This is a genomic window from Gordonia sp. i37 (assembly GCF_002043085.1).
GTDB lineage: Bacteria > Actinomycetota > Actinomycetes > Mycobacteriales > Mycobacteriaceae > Gordonia > Gordonia polyisoprenivorans.
In genome coordinates, this window is sequence record NZ_MVPX01000403.1 from 1 (window position 1) to 17,616 (window position 17,616).

The following is a 17,616-nucleotide window of genomic DNA, read 5'->3' on the forward strand; positions in this document are numbered from 1 at the left end:
CCTGCCGGCAGGGTCACCCGACATCCGGTGAGCCCGATGCGGGGTGTCGGAATGGGCTGGGGGTGGCCGGGTTCCGTCGTGGGCTCTCTGCGCCGCACCACGTCGAGGTCGGCGTCATATCCAGCGGCCACCAGGGCAGCACCGGTCGCGGGGGTCACCAGGCCGTCGGTCAGGTTCTCCACGCGCAGTGCGACGGTGAGGAGTTCGGCCAGTTCGGGTGACACGGTCACCGTCAGTTGTTCGCGCCCACCGCCTGCCGTCGTCCCTGCCAGACGGTTGGTGCGAGACAGTTCGGAATCGGGACGAAACCGCGAGGCGGCCAGGTCGAGCTCTGCGAGCGCGACGACGAGCAACTCGCGTGCCTGCGGTAGCGCCGCCGGCTCGGTCACGACCACCCGTACGTCGGTGCCGATCGCGCGCAGCGATGTCGCATACACCGCCGGTCCGACGGCGGTGGTGGTGGTCATGACGCACCCGTGTGGGCGTGCGGGGCGCTCTCGGTGGTCTGCGCGGGAGCGGTCGGCGTCCAGCCCGATCCGTCGTTGTCACCGGTGTCGGGTGACGACAACGTGGTCGGGGCGGTGGTGCCGGTCGGGGCGGTGGTGACGGTCGAGGTGGTCGCGGCGTGCGAATCGCCGCTCAAGGCCAGTCCGCCGGCGATGGCGCCGGTCGCGACGACTGCTCCGGCGCACACCCCGGCGGTGATCCAGCGGGCATGGACAAGGGGTGGTGGGGTGGGCACGGGCAACTCCTGGCACCGCCGGGTCGTTCACCGTGATCGACAGGTCACCGGCGGTTGTCCACTCATTGTGCGAAGCGTTGCTGAAGGGCCGCTGAATGCGACGTTCCAGCTTGCTGTCCTCCCCGGCCTCGGGGTCCCGCGGTCAGTCGGTGGTCGGGGACGCCTGGTCGTTGTCCTGCATGGCGCCCCAGCCGTACCACCGGTGCACAGCCATCACCGCGGTGGTCCGGGGCCGCTCGTGGTCGGGGTACGGCCGGCCGCCGTAGTGCCGGGAGATGCGGTCGATGTCGGCGAACCCGTCGTCGGCGCGGAAGTCGACGACCTCACCGATCAACGTCACGTGCGTGTACCAGCTGTCCTCGGCGAGGACCGTCAGCGTGACCCGCGGGTCGTTGCGCAGATGCCGCATCCGGACGCGTTCGTCGTCCATGTTGAGCAGCACGTGGTCGCCGTCGAGGAGGTACCACGTGGCCGCCGAGACGGGCACGCCGTCGGATCGGACGGTCGCCATGACCGCGGGGTTGGCCTTGGCCAAAGTTCGCGGGCGGGCTCGGGAAGCGGTGGACGGGACATCTGTTCTCCTCGGAGTGGTTCGGGTTCATGGTGGTAGAGCTCAGCCTGGATCGACCCCCGCCAATTGTGCCGACGCCGACCACAACCCGTCGATCAGTGTTTGATCGTGAGCTTGGCGGTTCTCGGGTCCCTTGGCTTTGTGTCGATGAAAGTACACCCCGTTGATGTCCGGGTCGGGGCCGCGGCGGGCCAACTCGATCAGCGGTTGCGCGCCCTTGTCGGGTGTGATGGTCCCGATGTGGCGCAGTGGCGTGCGATACAGGAGTCCGACGAACGCCGAGTCACGGCCGAAACTCGTCGCCGCGGGACCGGGATGTACTGCGGCGGAGACGATCCCATCGTCGGTCCACCGTTGCGCGATGCCACGGGTGAACAGGATGTTCATCAGTTTCGCGGTGCCGTAGCAGCGCAGGCCGATGGGGCGCCGGCGTCGGTAGTCGAGATCGGAGAGGTCGACGTGGCCGGCGAGGTTGCCGACGCTGGCGGTGTTGACCACCAGGCAGGCGTCCGGCGCCGCCAGCCGGTCTCGGAGCAGATGGGTGAGCAGAAACGGTGCGAGATGGTTGATCTGGAAGTTGGGCTCGTGCCCGTCGGGCGTGGCGTGCCGGGGATCGAAGGTACCGCCGGCGTTGTTGAGCAGCACGTCGATGTGGTCGGTGTGCTCGCGGATCTTCTCGGCGAGCCGGCGGACGTCGTCGAGTTGCGCATAGTCGGCGGTGAATACCACCGCACCGGTGTCGGCGGTGACGGCGTCGAGTTTGTCGGCGGAACGGCCGACGAGGATCAGGTCGACATCGGGTGCCGCGAGGGTTCGGGCGGTGACCGCCCCGATCCCGTCGCTGGCACCGGTGATCACGATGGTTGTGCGCGGACTCATGGTGTGACAGTCACTTTCGGTGATGTGGGCGCCATCCGGGAGGTGGTCAGCGAGGTGCGTCGCATGCCGGTGCGGGCGCATCCTCGAACAAGGGCTTGCCCAGGGGGATCAGGTAGAGCACGTCGAGCACCACCGGCCCGGTACCGAGGTTTCGGCCCACGTGAGTATTTGCTTGTCCTGCAGGCTCTTTGATGATGTCGCCGGTGTGGTAGACGACCGGTACGCAATCGGCGCCCGGATGGGTCAGCGTGCCGGCCCGTACCAACCCGATCAATTCCCCGTCGTGATAATGCCAGCCGGTGCTTCCGCCGGGCGCGATGGTGATCTCCCGGACCGCCACATGCACCCCGCGCGGCACGAACGGCAGCAGGCCGGCGGGTACGTCACCTTCGGCCAGGGTCACCGCCGTGACACCCGACGACGGCGTGGCCTGCGCTGCTGCGGGTATCACGGCCCCGAGCGTGGCCAACGCGGCGAGGACGACCAGGACGCGGGTGAGTGACCTCATGTACGGACCGTACCCGGACACAATCGGCAGCGGGAGCGATTGACGGGGTCGGTGCGCGACTACCGGCCCTGCCTTCGTGCGCACCGGTGCCTACCATCACTGGAGAAGCGACCATCAACGCCCAACGGAGGACCACGATGACGAGCACGCCAGAGAACTTCACCGCCCTGCTGGCCACCGAGGCCGACGGACAGATCTCCCTCGACCGAACCACGTTGTCCGCGAACGATCTTCCCGACGGCGAGGTGACGATCGCCGTGCACTACTCGGGCGTCAACTACAAGGACGCACTCGCGGTCACCCCGCGCGGCGGGGTGGTCCGCACGTATCCGATCGTTCCGGGGATCGACGTCGCCGGGGAGGTCGTGGCCTCCGATCACCCCGATTTCGCCCCCGGTGATCGGGTCGTCGCGCACGGCGGACCGATCGGCACCGAGGCCAACGGCGGCTACGCCGACTATGCGCGCGTACCCGCTGCACAGGTGGTCGCGCTGCGATCACTGAGCACCCGCGAGGCCGCCGCCATCGGAACCGCCGGCTTCACCGCGGCGATGAGCGTCGCCGCGCTGCTCGATCACGGCGTGCGCCCGGACGACGGACCTGTGCTCGTCACCGGCGCCTCCGGCGGTGTCGGCGCGGTGAGCGTCGATCTTCTCGCCGGGGCCGGCTTCACCGTCACCGCATCGAGCGGTAAACCCGACGCCGAACCCCTGTTGCGCGAACTCGGGGCGACCGAGGTCATCGGACGGCTCGTGGACGACGAGACGAAGATCCGACCGCTCGGCAAGTCGGTGTGGGCAGGTGCGGTCGACTGCGTCGGCGGCAAGACCCTGGCGTATGTCCTGAGCACCATGAACCACAGTGGTGCGGTCGCCGCGAGCGGCCTCACCGGCGGTGCGGATCTGCCGACCACGGTGATGCCGTTCATCCTCCGCGGGGTCGCGCTACTCGGAATCGACTCGGTGCTCATCGGCGCGGAGCTGCGCCGATCGATCTGGTCGCGCATCGAAAGCGATTTGCGCCCATCGCATCTCGACCGCGTCATCAGCGAGATCGGACTCGACGAGCTGCCCGCGGCGCTCGAGCAGATCAAGGGCGGCAAGCTCACCGGACGCACCGTCGTGCGGGTCCTCGGCGACGACTGACACCGCCTGAGAAGCCGGCGTCAGGGCGGGGTGCCCGCGAGATCCACACTCTCGATGCGCGCCCCACCCCGCGCCTTCGCCCGATACATCGCCTCGTCCGCGGCGGCCAGTAGACGCCAGGCGGTCGAGGCTTCCATCTCCTGCGGCGCCCGGATCGACAGGGACGCCACCCCGATGCTGAGGCCGACCGGCGGGATGCCGGGAACCGTGACGCGTACCGGCATGAGTGCTGTCGTCGCGTCCAGTTCGTATGCGGCGTCGAGGGCGAGGAACACCGCGAACTCCTCACCGCCGTTGCGGGCGACGGTCCCCGCATCACCGACGGCCTCGACGAGCGCCTGTGCCACGGCCACCAGCACCCGGTCGCCGGTGTCGTGGCCGTGCTCGTCGTTGACCGACTTGAAGTAGTCGACGTCGATGACCATCGCGGCCAGGACACCGTCGTGCTGCATCCGGGAAACCGATTCGACGTATCGGTCGAGGCCACGGCGGTTGGCGATGCGCGTGAGTGCGTCGACCTCCGACAGCCGGGCACGACGCCGCTGGGAAGCCCACACGATCTGGATGGTCATCGGTAGGCCGAGCACACCGGCGATCACCACGTCGGTGCGAGCGATGACGGTCGGCCAGTTCATGCCGTCGCGCACCGACAACACCGCCATCAGCACGATGAAACACAGGACGAAAGCGACGTGGACACGCATCCACGTCCGCGGCAGATAGAACGTGAAAAACGCTCCGGTCACGGCGAACAGAACACACCCCACCAGCGCCTCACCCGGGTCGGCGAAGGTGATCAGCACCGACGCGGTCCCGACGTCCGCCCAGATCCCGAAGGCTCGTGCGGCCACGCCGCGCGTCATGACGTCGCTGACCAACCAGACCACCGCCACGACGACATCGGCGACGATGCACGCGATCACCCACGGACGCCCGAGGTCGCCGACGGGCCCGCGCGTCGGATCGAACAGCGTCACCGCCGCCACCACCGCGAAGTTCAGCGTCGACAAACCCACCGTCGTGCGCGTGATCCTCTGGAGTGTGGAACTCAACCGTCTCCCCGTCGGCCTGATGGATGGGCTAGACGATAGCGAACCACCGATGCGCGGACGTATAGACGATTTTATTCACAGCGTGAGGACCGTCACGGGCTGGCTGTGGAGTACCTGTGCGATGTCCGCAGAGGTCGATCCCGTTCTCGCGCGGCCCGTCCGACGCGTCGTGACGAGAGGACGCCGACAAGACGTCCGACGATGTACATCGCGGCACAGATCGCGGTGACGAAGAATCCGATCGGCCAATCGGTCTGCACGGACAGGGCAATGGCGGCCCACACCGCGCCGACCGACAGCACCACAGAGGCCGCAATCGACCGACCCGGGCTGCGAGTGAAGCAGCGGGCCGTCGCCGCCGGACCCACGAGCAGGGCGAACATCAGCAGAGCCCCGACGATCGGCACGCTCATCGTGGTCGCACATGCCAGGACCAGCGCGAAGGCCATCGAGGTGTACCGGGTGTCGACGCCATGACCGGCCGCCATGTCGGGCAGTACCGAGCCGAGCAGCAGCGGCCGGTACACGACGGCCACCGTCAGCACGCACAGCGCACCGAGAACCACCATCGGGACGATGGCGATCGTCGACACTCCGAGGATCTGCCCGAACAGCAGCGCGTACACCTGCGACGAGTACTGGTCGCCGCGACTGAGGAAGAACTCACCGAGCCCCAACATGAGCACGAGGCCCAGCGCCGTCGCCACATCACGCCGAGCACGCGCCCCCAGCGCGGAGATCGTCATCGCACCGGCGGTGGCCGCGACGCCCAGACCAAGCAGCGGGTTGGCGCCCACCAGGACAGCAGCCGCGGCACCGGCGAAGGCACCGTGCGGAACGGCATGAGCCAGAAACGAATCCCCGCGCAGGACGACGAAGAACCCCACCACTGCCGCGATGATCCCGACGAGAGTGCCGGCGATCCAGGCATTGATCAGAAAGGGCTCGAACATCAGCTCGGCACCGGTACCGCGACGGGGACGTGGCGCCGGCGGCCTGCCGACACCACGCGCGCGAGGAGATAGGCGAGGAACACCAGCGTCACGATGCAGAAACTCACCGGCCAATTGCCGTGCGTACCAGCCCAATAGTGACTTTCGTAGGAGACCAGACAGCCCAGCCAGGTGGCGGCCACGCCGAGAACGACCGAGAGCAGGATCGCGGTGGAGAACCGCCGGGTCACCAGCAGCGCGGTCGCCGGTGGCCCGATGAGCAGCGCGGTGGACAGGATGACGCCGATCGTCAGCGACGACAACTCCACCGCCAGGGCCAAGGCGATCAGGAAGGCGCAGCCAGACAACCGAACTCGCACGCCGGCGGCGGTGGCGAGGTCATGGTCGACGAGGTCGAGTTGCAGCCACCGGTACATGGCTGCCACCAAGGCGAGTGCGACGAGGCCGAGGGCGACGACGACCGGCACCAGTGCCCGATCGATGACGAACAACGATCCGAACAGCACCGACACCGTGGCGTCGTGTGCCGCGCCGGAACCGTTGGTGGTCGCCAGATACAACAGCAGCGAGGTCAAGCCCAGACCGAACCCGAGGATCACCCCGGTGGCCACGTCGCGACCCTGGATACGGCGAATCCCGATGGCCTCCATGAGAAGTGCCGCGAGAACGCCCGCCCCCACGAATCCCCACAGCTGACTGATGCCGAGGAGGAACGACGCCGAACCGCCGACGGCGCCGAGGTCGGCGAGTGCGTGACCGGCGAAGGACTGCCCACGCACCACGGTGAAGACGCCCACGACGGCGGCGACCGCGGCGACGAAACCACCCACCAGCAGTGCAGTCTGGACCGATTCGGTGGTGAAGAATCCGGTGAGCCACTCGTTTCCGCTCATGTGGCCCCTACACCCCGAGTTCGTCGTGCGCGACGAGCCCGGGTGAGGACATCCGGTCGTCGGCGAGCACCAGGATTCGCCCGTCGGTGCGGATGACGCGGATGGGTCGTCCGTAGAGCCCGCTGAGCACTTCGGTGGTGATCACCTCGTCGGGGCGGCCGTCGACGGCCGTGCCACCGGCGAGGTAGACGACGCGATCCATCACAGGCAGGAGCAGATTGATGTCGTGGGCGGTCATCACGATGCTCACCCCCGTGGTACGGCGCAAGGTGTCGAGGAGATCAACGATGTCCGAGGCGCTGCCGGGGTCGAGGCCCGCCAACGGTTCGTCGAGGAGTAACAGTTGCGGCTTCCGGATCAGCGCGTGCGCGAGCAGGACGCGTTGCTGTTGTCCCCCGGAAAGCTCGCCGATGCGCTTGTCGGCGAAGCGCGGCGCGCCCACCGCTTCGAGCGCCTCGTCGACGATAGGCCGTAACCTACTGCGCCGGAGCGGTATACCGAGTCGCCCACCATCGATGCCGAGGGCCACGATGTCGCGGGCCCGCAACGGGGTGTCGGCGTCGACGCCGACCTTCTGCGGGAGGTACCCGATCGCGCCACGCGGGGGCCGATGTACCTGCCCGGAATTCGGCCGCAGAACTCCGAGCAACACGCGCAACAGCGTCGTCTTCCCGGCACCGTTGGCGCCGATCAGTCCCACGAACTCTCCCGGCGCCACCTCGACGGAGACGTCGTCGAGCACCGGCTGGCCGCCCAGACTCACCCGGATGTCGTGCGCGGCGAGCACAATCGAGTCCGCGGGCCCTACCACCGGCTCAGAGTTTCTCGGTCGAGGTGCCGTCGGTGACGGCCTTGGACATCGCGTCGAGTTCGGCGGTCATCCACCGCTGGTAGGTGTAGCCGGTCGGCATCGTCTCGTACACGCCGACCACCGGGATGCCGTGTGACTTGGACAGCGCCAGGTACTTGCTGGTGGTGTCGTCGGTGACCTGCTGGTTGTAGAGGAAGACCTTGACCTGCTTGTCGCTCAGCAGCGAATCCTGCAGCGTCGAGTCCTGAGGCGACGGGTCGGTGTCGTTCATGATCGCCGCCTGCAGCGTCCAGGGCGTCTTGATGTCGGTGCCTGCCGCCTGCAACATGTAGTCGGCGACCGGTTCGGTGACGGCAACCGGTGTCGCGGGGTGGGTCTTGGCGAAGCTCGCCAGGGCGGTCAGCCAGGGCTGCAGCGAGGCGGTGAACGCCGACGCATTCTTCTCGAACTCGTCCTTGTGGGCGGGTTGCAGCGTGCCGAGATCGTCGGCGATGGCCTTGGCCACCGCGGGCATCGTCTTGGGGTCGTACCACAGGTGCGGATTGGGGGTGGAGTCCGGAAGTCCGAGTACCTGTTGGGCCACAACGACTTTACGCCCGTTGACCGGGGACGCCTGCTCGAGCTTGGACATGAAGTCGTCGTAGCCCAGCCCGTTCTGTACGACCAGGCTGGCGTCGCGGAGCTCTTTGGCCACCGACGGGCTCGCCTCGTAGGTGTGCGGGTCGGTGTTGGGATCGCTCATGATCGCCGAGACCGATACGTAGTGCCCGCCGACCTGCGAGAGCACATCGGCGTACTCGTTCTCCGCCGCCACGGCGTGGATCGTCGAGTCCTCGGTCCCGCTCGACGAACTCGAACATCCTGCGATACCGATCACCACCGCCGCGGCAGCCACCGCCGCCACCGCCATTCTGCTGATGCGCACTCTCGATCCGTCCCGGGCTTCACGCCCTACTGGCAACGACAACCATTAACACGAGGAGGGTACGACGCGAACCGAGCGGCAGCCACCCTGTCGGGCGATTTGCGAAGAAGATCGTCTATCGGGCGATAAGTACCAGATGCGCTGGCGCGCATGAATTTTCGATGCCCACCGCGGAACGTCGATCAGACTTCGAGGGCCAGGTCGTCAAGATCGGCGAGCGTCTTGCCCTGCGCCGTCAACGAGTTATAGGTCCGCAAGCGGACCCGATCGATTTCGGTGTTGCTCACACCGCGTCGCCAGTAGCCGAACACCGCGGTCCGATCCTTTGCCAGGCCGAGGGTGGAGCGGAAATACGCTCGCAGCGACCGCATCTCGTCGCGTTCACCGGCGGCCCAGACGACCAGGTCGGTGGGGTCGGCGATCCGTGTCGCCGAGCGCACCAACGAGCCGGGTTCGGCGGAGACCTGCTCGATACGGACCTGCGCACCGGACACCAGTTCACCGACCGCCACGTCGTCGTCACTCTGGACGACGGCGATCGCCGATCGCCCCTCGGGCCAGACCCGCAGGATCTCGTAGAGCGCGGGAAGCGCCGAATCATCGGCGAACAGCGCAACCCGCGCACCGCCCTCCGGCGGCAGGAAGTGTGGACGCGGTCCGGTCAGCTCGACGGCATCGCCGACACGAAGCACCGTGCTCCACCGCATCATCGGGCTGTCGGCACCGTGCTGTACCACGTCGAGTGTGATCCGTGCCGCATCGAGGTCGGCGTCACGCACGGTGTAGACGCGGGAGCGGGCCTCGGCGTCGTCGAGGCCAATCCGGACAGCCACATTCGGCCGCGCCCACGTCGAATCCCGAGCCGCTTCACCGATGTCCAGCACCACCCGCAGCAACCCGGCACTGGGTCGCGTGATGCGCACCACCCGTGCGGTGACGTCGGCGAGCCCACTGCGGTGCTCGTCGCCGCGCAGTGATGTCTCGTCGGGGTCACCCGAACCCGCGGGCGGGGGGGCGAACTCGGTGGCCATACGCGCTCCCATCAATTAGTTTATGGGTACTATACAAATTATGGACGAGAAGGCAAGCCTCGGCACCGACGCCCCGGCGCCACCACGGCGTCGGGGCCGCCCACCCACCCTCGACCGTGCTCGTATCATCACCGCCGGCGTCGAAATGACCTTGCCTGCAGTTACTTTCGCCGGGATGGCCAAGCAGCTCGGGGTGACTCAGGCGGCGTTGTACAAACACGTGGACGGCCTCGGCGAACTGCGCACACTCATCGCCGAGCAGATCTTCCTCGACTGGTCGATCCCCGACCCACACGCAGCCCTCCCGATCCACGAGTACCTCCTCGACTTCGCACTGTCGATACGCCTGCTCGCGCACCACCACCCCGGCATCACCCCGTTCCTCACCCGCCGAACCGACACCACCGCGACGATGGTCGCCAAGATCGGCGCGCACCACCATCGCGTCGCCGCGGTATACGGCCTGGACCCGGCAACCGCGCGGACCTTGCTTTCCGGCATCGCGTTTGCGGCTGTCGCACTGGCCGATACCGTCTACGCCTCCTACGACCAGGAGAAGCGACCGTCGAGCGCACGCGCCGACCTCCCCGACGACGACATCGAGACCGAACTCCGATGGACCGTCAAGGCCCTCGTTGTGGGTTCGCTTCACGTTGCCGGACTCGACGTGGATCCCGGACCGCGGTGGCGTCGGACGTAGACCTGGCGCGATCTCCGCAAATCACCCCGGACCGGCATCCGCGACGGTGTGCGCTGCGAGTATGCGCGCGCGGCCATATGTGAGCACAATGGGTGGTGCAGGCAATCGAGTAGAGCCGCGCCACTCCCCCGACCTCCCTCGGGTTGCGGCGTGCGCTCGGGAAGGACACCCGTGACGACCACCGTCAACGCCTACATCGCCACCGCACCCGACCAGCCGCTGTCGAAGACCACCATCGAACGTCGGGACCTCGCGCCGCGCGACGTCCTCATCGACATCGCCTACGCGGGCATCTGCCACTCCGACATCCACACCGCCCGCAATGAATGGGGCGGCACCACCTACCCGGTGGTGCCCGGTCACGAGATCACCGGCACCGTCTCCGCGGTCGGTTCCGAGGTCACCCGGCACAAGGTCGGCGACCGCGTCGGCGTCGGCTGCTTCGTCCAGTCCTGCGGCGAGTGCGGCCCCTGCAAGGACGGCGACGAGCAGTACTGCGTGAAAGGTGCTGTGGGAACCTACAACTCCACCACCTACGAGGGCGAATTCACCCACGGCGGCTACTCACAGCAGGTCGTGGTGACCGAGGACTTCGTGCTGCGGATTCCCGACGGCCTGGAGCTGGACGTCGCCACTCCCCTTCTGTGTGCGGGCATCACGCTGTACTCGCCGTTGAAGCATTGGGGCGCCGGGCCGGGCAAGAAGGTCGCCATCATCGGCATGGGCGGGCTCGGGCACGTGGGCGTCAAGATCGCCCACGCCCTCGGCGCCGAGGTGACCGTGCTCAGCCAGTCGATGCGAAAAGAGGAGGACGGCAAGCGGTTCGGTGCAGATCACTATTACGCGACCAGTGACGAGTCGACCTTCCGCACGCTGCGCAACGAGTTCGATCTGATCCTGAACACGGTGTCGGTGAACCTCGACCTCAACCAGTACCTCTCGTTGCTCGCGGTCAACGGCACCTTCGTCGAACTCGGACTGCCCGAACATCCCCTGCAGCTCAAGGCATTCCCGCTGCTGAACAATCGGCGCTCGCTGGCCGGGTCGATGGTCGGCGGGATCGCCCCGACCCAGGAGATGCTCGACTTCTGCGCCGAGCACGGCATCGGCGCAGAGATCGAGACGATCAGCGCCGATGGGATCAACGAGGCCTATGATCGCGTCGTCGAAAGCGACGTGCGCTACCGCTTCGTCATCGACGCGGCGACCTTGGCCGACTGATCTGCCGCATCGCGACCGCGTAAGGGAAACAACTGCGGGGCACCGGTTCACACCGGTGCCCCGCAGTTGTCGCACCAGGAATTCTCGTTCGGTGCGCCGCCGGTCAGAGCACTTTGTCGATGTCGTCGGTGAGCTTCTCCGGCGTGACCGTCGGCGCGAACCGCGCCACCACCGCACCCGACTTGTCGACGAGGAATTTGGTGAAATTCCATTTGACCCGGCTGCCCAGGATTCCCGACTTCTGTTGGCGCAGCCACTGATACAGCGGATGGGCGTCGTCGCCGTTGACGTCGACCTTGGCGAACATCGGGAAGGTCACGTCGTAGGTCAACGAGCAGAAGTTCTTGATCTCGTCCTCGTCACCGGGCTCCTGGTGGGCGAACTGGTCACACGGGAATCCGAGGACCACCAGCCCCTGGTCGGCGTACTCGCGGTGCAACTTCTCCAGACCCTGGTACTGCGGGGTGAATCCGCATTTGGATGCGGTGTTCACGATGAGCAGCGGATGGCCGCGATAAGTGCTCAGATCGACGGGATTGCCGTCGATATCGGTGGCGGTGAAGTCGTAGGCAGTGGTCACGAGATCCCCCGGGGTCGTATGTCGGTGACGTCACATCGAGCCTACGCCCGCCGGTTCATACGGCGATGGCGGTGGCGACACCGTTTGTCGGTGACGCCACCGCCATCGATTACCGCGTCGGCGACACGGGCTCCGTGCGCTCAGCGCGAACCGGGCGTGCGCTGCTCGCCGGGGATCAGCTCCTCCTCCGTGTCGGGACCGTCATCGTGGGGCGTGTACGGATACTCGTCGACGCCGGAGTCGTCGGTGACCTCGACGGTCTGCTCCACCCAGTCGGCCTCGTCGGCCTTCGGAATCGGTTCTTGCGCGGGCATGTTCATCACAACCTCCTGCGTTGTCCTCGGTTCCCCGGCCGGCCATGGGTTGCCTCGGCCCGACCGGTTGTCTCAGCCCGATGTTCCGGCCGCGATCGCGTGCGGATCGCTCTTGGTCTCGACGGCGATCTTGCGCGGCTTGGCCTCCTCTGCGAGCGGGATGCTCACATGCAGCACACCGTTGTCGTAGGTCGCCGAGATGCGCGCCGGGTCGATGCCGTCGCCCAGGGTGATCTGGCGGCGATAGCTCCCCGAGAACCGCTCACTGGCCAGCCATTGCACTCCGTCGTCGGACGGGGCGCTGCGCTGCGCCGAGAGGGTCAGCACGCCGTTGTCCACGTTGACGTCGATCGATCCGGGATCGGCGCCGGGCATGTCGGCGATCAGCATGTAGTGATCGCCGACCTTGTACAGATCCAGCGGCATGAACCGCGGGGCGCGCTGACTACCGACCATCGAGCCGGTCATCAATCCACGAGCAAGCGCGTCGACATCACTGAACGGATCAAAACGAAGCACAGCACTCACCTCCTGAAGACCAGGCTGCCTGCCACCCTTTGACAGGCAGCTCTCACGCTGTACGGGTCCCAATATAACCCCGCTGCGCGCGCTCGTCTAGCACTCGAAGCAAAAGAGTGCTAATAGTCTTCAACGACGTCGTCATCGATCGTCTCACGGCGAAAAGACAAGGAGGACAGCATGACCGACCGTGAACACGATGCACCCGCCCGCACCGACGTGGTGTGGCCCGAGCCGTCGCCGCTGTCGACCTGGTGGTCGACGGTGATGGCGACGCCGGTGCGCGGCGATCACCGCAACGAGTCGACGAAGACCGCCGCGATGGCCTCCAGTCCGCGCTGATCGTCGGCGGTGAAACGCTCAGGTACCGGGCTGTCGAGGTCGAAGACGCCGATCAACTCGTCGTCGGCGCCGACGAGGGGCACGACGAGTTCCGAGCGGCTCTGCGCGTCGCAGGCGATGTGGTCGGGGACCGCGTGGACATCGGCGACGCGCTGCGTCGTGCGGGTGCGTGCCGCTGCGCCGCACACTCCGCGGTCGAGACCGATACGCACGCAGGCGGGCTTGCCCTGGAACGGCCCGACGACCAGCTCGGTGCCGTCGAAGAAGTAGAAGCCGACCCAGTTCAGCTGGGACAGTGAGTGATACACCAGCGCGGAGATGTTGGCCGCGTTGGCGATGCGGTCGTGCTCGCCGGCAACGAGGCCCGCCGCGCCCTCGGCGAGCTCGGAGTAGGTGCCGGTCTGTGCGGTCGCGATATCGAAGCTCATCACTCCATCATGGACTCCGCCCGGATGGTTCCGGGTGATGTTGTGCCCGGATGCCGGGCATAACATCACCCGCGATCCGAACTGGTGAGCGTCTGGGAACGGATGAGCACTTCGCACCCGTTCTGCGGTAGTGTTCGCGGCAACTTGTCATGATTGTCTTCTTCGCCGCATTCCTCGCGCTCATCACCTTCTGGCTGCATCGTCGCCTCGTGCGGGCCACGGCCCTGGCGCGCCCCTGGTCGGTGATCGCCGACACCCTGCTCGTTGTGTTCTGGGCGCTGGCCGTCATCGGTATCGCCACCGGGCGCGGACTGAATCCCTCGACGTTTCGTCCCATGGCCTGGCTCGGGCTGACCTGGCTGGCCACGGTGTTGTACCTGGCCCTCGGGTTGGCGGTGGTCGGTATCGGCGCGTTCATCTGGCGGCTGGTCCTCCGGCGGTCACCGAACGAACTCGCCGAGCCGAGACGCCGTCGACGCCTGCAGGCGGTCCGGGCGGCGACCGGGGCCGTGGCCGTCACGGCCGTCACACTCACCGCGTACGGGGTGGTCGAGGCGGCCGGCCCGCGGGTCACCCACACCGAGATCCGACTCGCCGACCTCCCCGAATCCTTCGACGGCACGCGGGTGGCGCTCATCTCCGATCTGCACGTCGGACCGGCCCGCGACGGCGACTTCACCCGGCGCGTCGTCGACCTGGTCAACACGCAGCGGCCGGACCTGATCGCGATCGCCGGTGACCTCACCGACGGAACGGTCGCCGAACTCTCCGGCGATCTCGCACCGTTGACCGCACTTCGCGCACCACTCGGGGTGTTCGGGGTCAGCGGCAATCACGAGTTCTACAGCGACGACGGCGGACGATGGCTCGACGAGTGGGAGCGGGTGGGCGTGACCACGCTGCGCAACCAGCGAGTCGCCGTCAGCCGGGGCGGGGCGACGATCGACGTGGTCGGCATCCACGACCACAGCGCGCCCGAACCCTACCGGCCCGACCTCGAGGGCGCCCTGGCCGGCAGTGACCCGCAACGCTTTCGCCTGCTGCTCGCCCACGAACCCCGACAGGCATTGCAGGCCTCGGATCTCGGTGTGGATCTGCAACTCTCGGGTCACACCCATGGCGGCCAGATCTGGCCGATCCGCTACCTCGTGCCGCTGCAGCAGCCGTCGGTCGAGGGCCTCGACCGGGTCGGCGAGACGACGCTGTACACGACGCGCGGCGCCGGCGCCTGGGGCCCACCGGTGCGGGTCGGTGCGCCACCCGAGGTGGCGATCCTCACGCTACGACGCGGGTGACCCCTCGGCCCGGACCGACGAATCCCGGTTCGCACGAGCCAGATTGGAGTGCGTGCGGCCGTAGAAGAAGTAGATACCCAAACCGATCACCAGCCAGACCACGAACCGTATCCAGGTCTCGATCGCAAGGTTCACCATCAGCGCGGCGCAGCAGATCGCCGAGATGATCGGCAGTACCGGCGACCACGGAACCCGGAACGGACGCTTCATCTCCGGTTGGGTTCGGCGCAGGACGGGGACGGCGACGGACACGACCAGGAACGCGAAAAGCGTACCGATGGAGACCATCTCGGCAAGCGCGGAGAGCGGGACGAAGGCACCGAGGAGCACGACGACCGCGGTGGTCAGCATCGTGATGCGGTACGGCGTCTGCCATTTCGGGTGGATCTTGCCCGCCGAGTGCGGCACCAGACCGTCACGGGCGAGCGCGAATCCGATCCGCGACATACCGACGATGTCGACGAGGATCACCGACGTCAGGCCGGCGACCGCAGCGATACCGACGAGCACGCCGGCCCAGCTCAAGCCCACCTGATTGAACGCATCCGAGAGTGGCGCGCCCTCACTGAGGTCGGTGTAGTGCACCATGCCGACCACGACGAAACACACACCCACGTAGAGCACCGTGCAGATGAGCAGGGTGCCGAGTAGTCCGCGGGTCATGGCGCGGGCCGGATTCTTGGTCTCCTCCCCGAGATTCGCGACGATCTCGAACCCGCTGTAGGAGAAGAACACGACCGCCGACGCGAACAACACCCCGGCCACACCGAACGCCGTCGCCTCGACGCCGGTGGCCCACTGCCACAACGGTTGTCTCAACCCGCCGTCGCCGCCGGCCGGCTGTGCAGGCGGAATGAACGGGGTGTAGTTGGCGGCCTTGATGAAGAACAACCCGGCGATGATGATGAACACACAGATGCTCACCTTGAGATACACCAGAGCGTTGGTGAGCCAACCGGATTCCTTGATGCCGATGGTGGCGACCACGCCGAGCACCAGGGCGATCGCCACCGCTCCGAGGTTGACCGTCGAGCTCTCGCCGAAGAAGGTCGTCGGCAGATTGAACACATCCTGCAGATATCCGGACCAACCCCGCGAGACCACCGCCGCGCCGAGGGCGAACTCCAGGATGAGGTCCCAGCCGATGATCCAGGCGATGATCTCGCCGAGCGTGGTGTAGGCATAGGTGTAGGACGATCCCGCGGTCGGTACCGCCGATGCCAGCTCGGCGTAACAGAATGCGGCGAACAACGCGATCACACCGGCCACGACGAACGAGATCATGATCGCGGGACCGGCGTTGTCCTTGGCCTGCACGCCGGTGAGGGTGAAGATGCCGGTGCCGATGACCATTCCGACGCCGAACCCGATGAGGTCACGGGTCCGCAGCGCCTGCTTGAGTCGCCCGCCCTCGAGCTGATGCCCCTCGTCGTTCTGGTGGATGACGGTATCAACCGACTTCTTCCGGAAGATCCCCCGGCTCTGCGTCCTTGGTCTCTCGGTCGACGGTCTCTCGGTCATCGCTCGACGGTAACCCGCCGCTGGGTTTGGCGTCACCGAACACGCCGTGGGCGACCCATCGCGCCACAGGAATCCGACATGGTCCGACTCACGCACTCGGGGTTGACCCCGACAACGATTCCGGGGTGCGATCCCGGGGTTCGACCGGATGTGTCACGGTGGGCATCGGCCGAGGATGAGTGCATGACAGCACGCGCGTCCACCGCTCTGGGTATCGCCGCCGTCCTCGGTCTCGTTCACGCCGGGGTCAGCATCTACTGGGGTCTCGGTGGCGATGTTCTACTGAGTACTGTCGGGCAGACTGCGGACAGATTCTCCGAGGACCAATTCGCCGACGGCCGTTGGTTATTGGTTCTCATCGGGATGGCCAAGGCGATGCTGGCCGTGGCACCAGCACTGACGGCTCGACGATCAGGCGCCGGCCTGCTTCGGCCCGGCTACTGGCTGGGCGCCACGGCGCTGATCGCCTGGGGCGCCATCAACACCACCACGGCGGGGCTGCTGCTCGTCGGAGCGCTACCGCGGCCCGAGCCGTTCAACAGCGCGGCGGCGGTCGGCCACGCATTGCTCTGGGACCCACTGTTTCTCGCGTGGGGTGTGGCGTTGGCCGGCGGAATGTGGCTCACCGCACCGGCAGTGGCCGACCTACGGCGGCTTTCGTCACGCGGTGGTGGCGAGCCGACCGAATCCACTGCGGTGGAAGATGAGCGGGCTGCCGGTCTCGGGGTGGTCGACGCCGTGCAACTCGAGCAGGACGATGATGTGGTCACCGGCCTCGACCTCGCGGTACACGGTGCAATCGAATTGCGCGAGACCGTCATCGAGGGTCACGGCCCCCTCCTCCGACGCGTTGAGAAGCACCCCGTCGAATCGCTGGGCCACCGGACCGGCGAGCTGGCGGCAGAGGACGTCCTGATGGTCGGCGAGCACGGTGACCCCGAGATGATCGGCGCGACGCAGATCCGGCCAGGTCTTCGAGGTGTTCGCGATCGACACCGACACCAGCGGCGGATCGAGGCTGACGCTGGTGAACGAGCTCGCGGCCAGGCCGATCACCGCTCCGTCGACCTCCGCGGCCACCGCGACGACGCCGGTGGGAAAGATCCCGAACGCCTTGCGAAGTCGCGCGGCGTCGAGGTCCTGGTTGGTTCGGAACCCGCTCACGCGTGCACCTCCAGCAATCGGG

At 67.1% G+C, this 17,616-nt stretch carries 22 protein-coding genes and 1 pseudogene; 6 read left to right on the plus strand and 17 right to left on the minus strand.

The features are described from left to right. The 5 genes from B1964_RS19990 to B1964_RS20010 all read right to left on the minus strand — a co-directional run. Positions 1-467 (minus strand): FAD:protein FMN transferase (locus B1964_RS19990; RefSeq protein WP_139765808.1); only part of this gene is annotated, 467 nt, incomplete at its 3' end. Continuing rightward, positions 464-742, minus strand: a complete 279-nt coding sequence (locus B1964_RS19995) for a hypothetical protein (RefSeq protein ID WP_079931014.1) — start codon at positions 740-742, stop codon at positions 464-466. The genes B1964_RS19990 and B1964_RS19995, both read right to left, overlap by 4 nt. 142 nt (positions 743-884) lie before the next feature. After that, positions 885-1,253, minus strand: coding sequence for a pyridoxamine 5'-phosphate oxidase family protein (locus B1964_RS20000; RefSeq protein ID WP_253194088.1), 369 nt, complete (start codon positions 1,251-1,253; stop codon positions 885-887). Between the two features lie 102 nt (positions 1,254-1,355). Beyond that, positions 1,356-2,192, minus strand: coding sequence for an SDR family NAD(P)-dependent oxidoreductase (locus tag B1964_RS20005; protein WP_079931031.1), 837 nt, complete (start codon positions 2,190-2,192; stop codon positions 1,356-1,358). Between the two features lie 46 nt (positions 2,193-2,238). After that, positions 2,239-2,700 (minus strand): cupin domain-containing protein, encoded by a 462-nt coding sequence (locus tag B1964_RS20010; protein WP_079931015.1) that lies wholly within the window; start codon positions 2,698-2,700, stop codon positions 2,239-2,241. A 137-nt stretch (positions 2,701-2,837) separates the two neighbouring features. On the opposite strand from B1964_RS20010, the gene B1964_RS20015 reads away from it, so the two are divergent. Next, positions 2,838-3,845: an acryloyl-CoA reductase gene (locus B1964_RS20015; protein ID WP_079931016.1), complete on the plus strand. Its 1,008-nt coding sequence runs from the start codon at positions 2,838-2,840 to the stop codon at positions 3,843-3,845. Between the two features lie 20 nt (positions 3,846-3,865). Here B1964_RS20015 and B1964_RS20020 read toward each other — a convergent pair whose 3' ends face one another. The 6 genes from B1964_RS20020 to B1964_RS20045 all read right to left on the minus strand — a co-directional run bounded on the left by B1964_RS20020 (position 3,866) and on the right by B1964_RS20045 (position 9,510). Continuing rightward, entirely contained in the window at positions 3,866-4,897 is a 1,032-nt protein-coding gene (locus B1964_RS20020) for a GGDEF domain-containing protein (RefSeq protein WP_079931017.1), read from the minus strand. 92 nt (positions 4,898-4,989) lie between these two features. After that, positions 4,990-5,850 carry a metal ABC transporter permease gene (locus B1964_RS20025; RefSeq protein WP_079931018.1) on the minus strand — a complete coding sequence of 287 codons (861 nt, stop codon included), beginning with the start codon at positions 5,848-5,850 and terminating at the stop codon, positions 4,990-4,992. Beyond that, complete coding sequence (locus B1964_RS20030; protein WP_079931019.1) at positions 5,850-6,743, minus strand: metal ABC transporter permease; 894 nt, start codon at positions 6,741-6,743, stop codon at positions 5,850-5,852. Before B1964_RS20030 ends, B1964_RS20025 begins: the two co-directional genes overlap by 1 nt. 7 nt (positions 6,744-6,750) lie before the next feature. Beyond that, complete coding sequence (locus tag B1964_RS20035) at positions 6,751-7,554, minus strand: metal ABC transporter ATP-binding protein (RefSeq protein WP_079931020.1); 804 nt, start codon at positions 7,552-7,554, stop codon at positions 6,751-6,753. Positions 7,555-7,558: 4 nt separating this feature from the next. After that, positions 7,559-8,479, minus strand: coding sequence for a zinc ABC transporter substrate-binding protein (locus B1964_RS20040; RefSeq protein ID WP_253194089.1), 921 nt, complete (start codon positions 8,477-8,479; stop codon positions 7,559-7,561). A 182-nt stretch (positions 8,480-8,661) separates the two neighbouring features. Further along, entirely contained in the window at positions 8,662-9,510 is an 849-nt protein-coding gene (locus tag B1964_RS20045) for an SIP domain-containing protein (RefSeq protein ID WP_079931022.1), read from the minus strand. A gap of 40 nt (positions 9,511-9,550) precedes the next feature. Between B1964_RS20045 and B1964_RS20050 the strand changes: the two genes are divergently transcribed. Then, positions 9,551-10,210 (plus strand): TetR/AcrR family transcriptional regulator, encoded by a 660-nt coding sequence (locus B1964_RS20050; RefSeq protein ID WP_139765809.1) that lies wholly within the window; start codon positions 9,551-9,553, stop codon positions 10,208-10,210. Positions 10,211-10,381: 171 nt separating this feature from the next. Continuing rightward, complete coding sequence (locus tag B1964_RS20055) at positions 10,382-11,431, plus strand: NAD(P)-dependent alcohol dehydrogenase (protein WP_079931024.1); 1,050 nt, start codon at positions 10,382-10,384, stop codon at positions 11,429-11,431. Between the two features lie 103 nt (positions 11,432-11,534). On the opposite strand, the gene B1964_RS20060 is transcribed toward B1964_RS20055, so the two are convergent. The 3 genes from B1964_RS20060 to B1964_RS20070 all read right to left on the minus strand — a co-directional run bounded on the left by B1964_RS20060 (position 11,535) and on the right by B1964_RS20070 (position 12,844). After that, on the minus strand, positions 11,535-12,011 hold the full coding sequence (locus B1964_RS20060) for a glutathione peroxidase (protein ID WP_079931025.1): 477 nt from the start codon (positions 12,009-12,011) through the stop codon (positions 11,535-11,537). 140 nt (positions 12,012-12,151) lie between these two features. Beyond that, positions 12,152-12,331, minus strand: a complete 180-nt coding sequence (locus tag B1964_RS20065) for a hypothetical protein (protein WP_079931026.1) — start codon at positions 12,329-12,331, stop codon at positions 12,152-12,154. A 66-nt stretch (positions 12,332-12,397) separates the two neighbouring features. After that, positions 12,398-12,844: an Hsp20/alpha crystallin family protein gene (locus B1964_RS20070; protein WP_006367968.1), complete on the minus strand. Its 447-nt coding sequence runs from the start codon at positions 12,842-12,844 to the stop codon at positions 12,398-12,400. Positions 12,845-13,024: 180 nt separating this feature from the next. On the opposite strand from B1964_RS20070, the gene B1964_RS30495 reads away from it, so the two are divergent. Then, a complete protein-coding gene (locus B1964_RS30495) occupies positions 13,025-13,186 on the plus strand; it encodes a hypothetical protein (protein ID WP_165776308.1) in 162 nt (53 codons plus the stop codon). Here the strand turns inward: B1964_RS30495 and B1964_RS20075 are convergent. Next, positions 13,135-13,614, minus strand: coding sequence for a GAF domain-containing protein (locus B1964_RS20075; protein ID WP_079931027.1), 480 nt, complete (start codon positions 13,612-13,614; stop codon positions 13,135-13,137). The two genes, B1964_RS30495 and B1964_RS20075, sit on opposite strands and share 52 nt — an antisense overlap. Positions 13,615-13,763: 149 nt before the next feature. Between B1964_RS20075 and B1964_RS20080 the strand changes: the two genes are divergently transcribed. Beyond that, a complete protein-coding gene (locus B1964_RS20080) occupies positions 13,764-14,909 on the plus strand; it encodes a metallophosphoesterase (RefSeq protein ID WP_079931028.1) in 1,146 nt (381 codons plus the stop codon). On the opposite strand, the gene B1964_RS20085 is transcribed toward B1964_RS20080, so the two are convergent. Then, complete coding sequence (locus B1964_RS20085) at positions 14,895-16,430, minus strand: amino acid permease (protein WP_079931029.1); 1,536 nt, start codon at positions 16,428-16,430, stop codon at positions 14,895-14,897. The genes B1964_RS20080 and B1964_RS20085 overlap by 15 nt on opposite strands. 183 nt (positions 16,431-16,613) lie before the next feature. Here B1964_RS20085 and B1964_RS31580 point away from each other — a divergent pair. Then, positions 16,614-17,024, plus strand: a pseudogene (locus B1964_RS31580) (DUF3995 domain-containing protein); the annotation flags it as partial. 66 nt (positions 17,025-17,090) lie between these two features. Here B1964_RS31580 and B1964_RS20095 read toward each other — a convergent pair. Beyond that, the gene (locus tag B1964_RS20095) at positions 17,091-17,594 is read right to left on the minus strand and encodes a flavin reductase family protein (protein ID WP_079931030.1); all 504 of its coding nucleotides are present in this window, start codon (positions 17,592-17,594) and stop codon (positions 17,091-17,093) included. Positions 17,595-17,616: the final 22 nt, after the last annotated feature.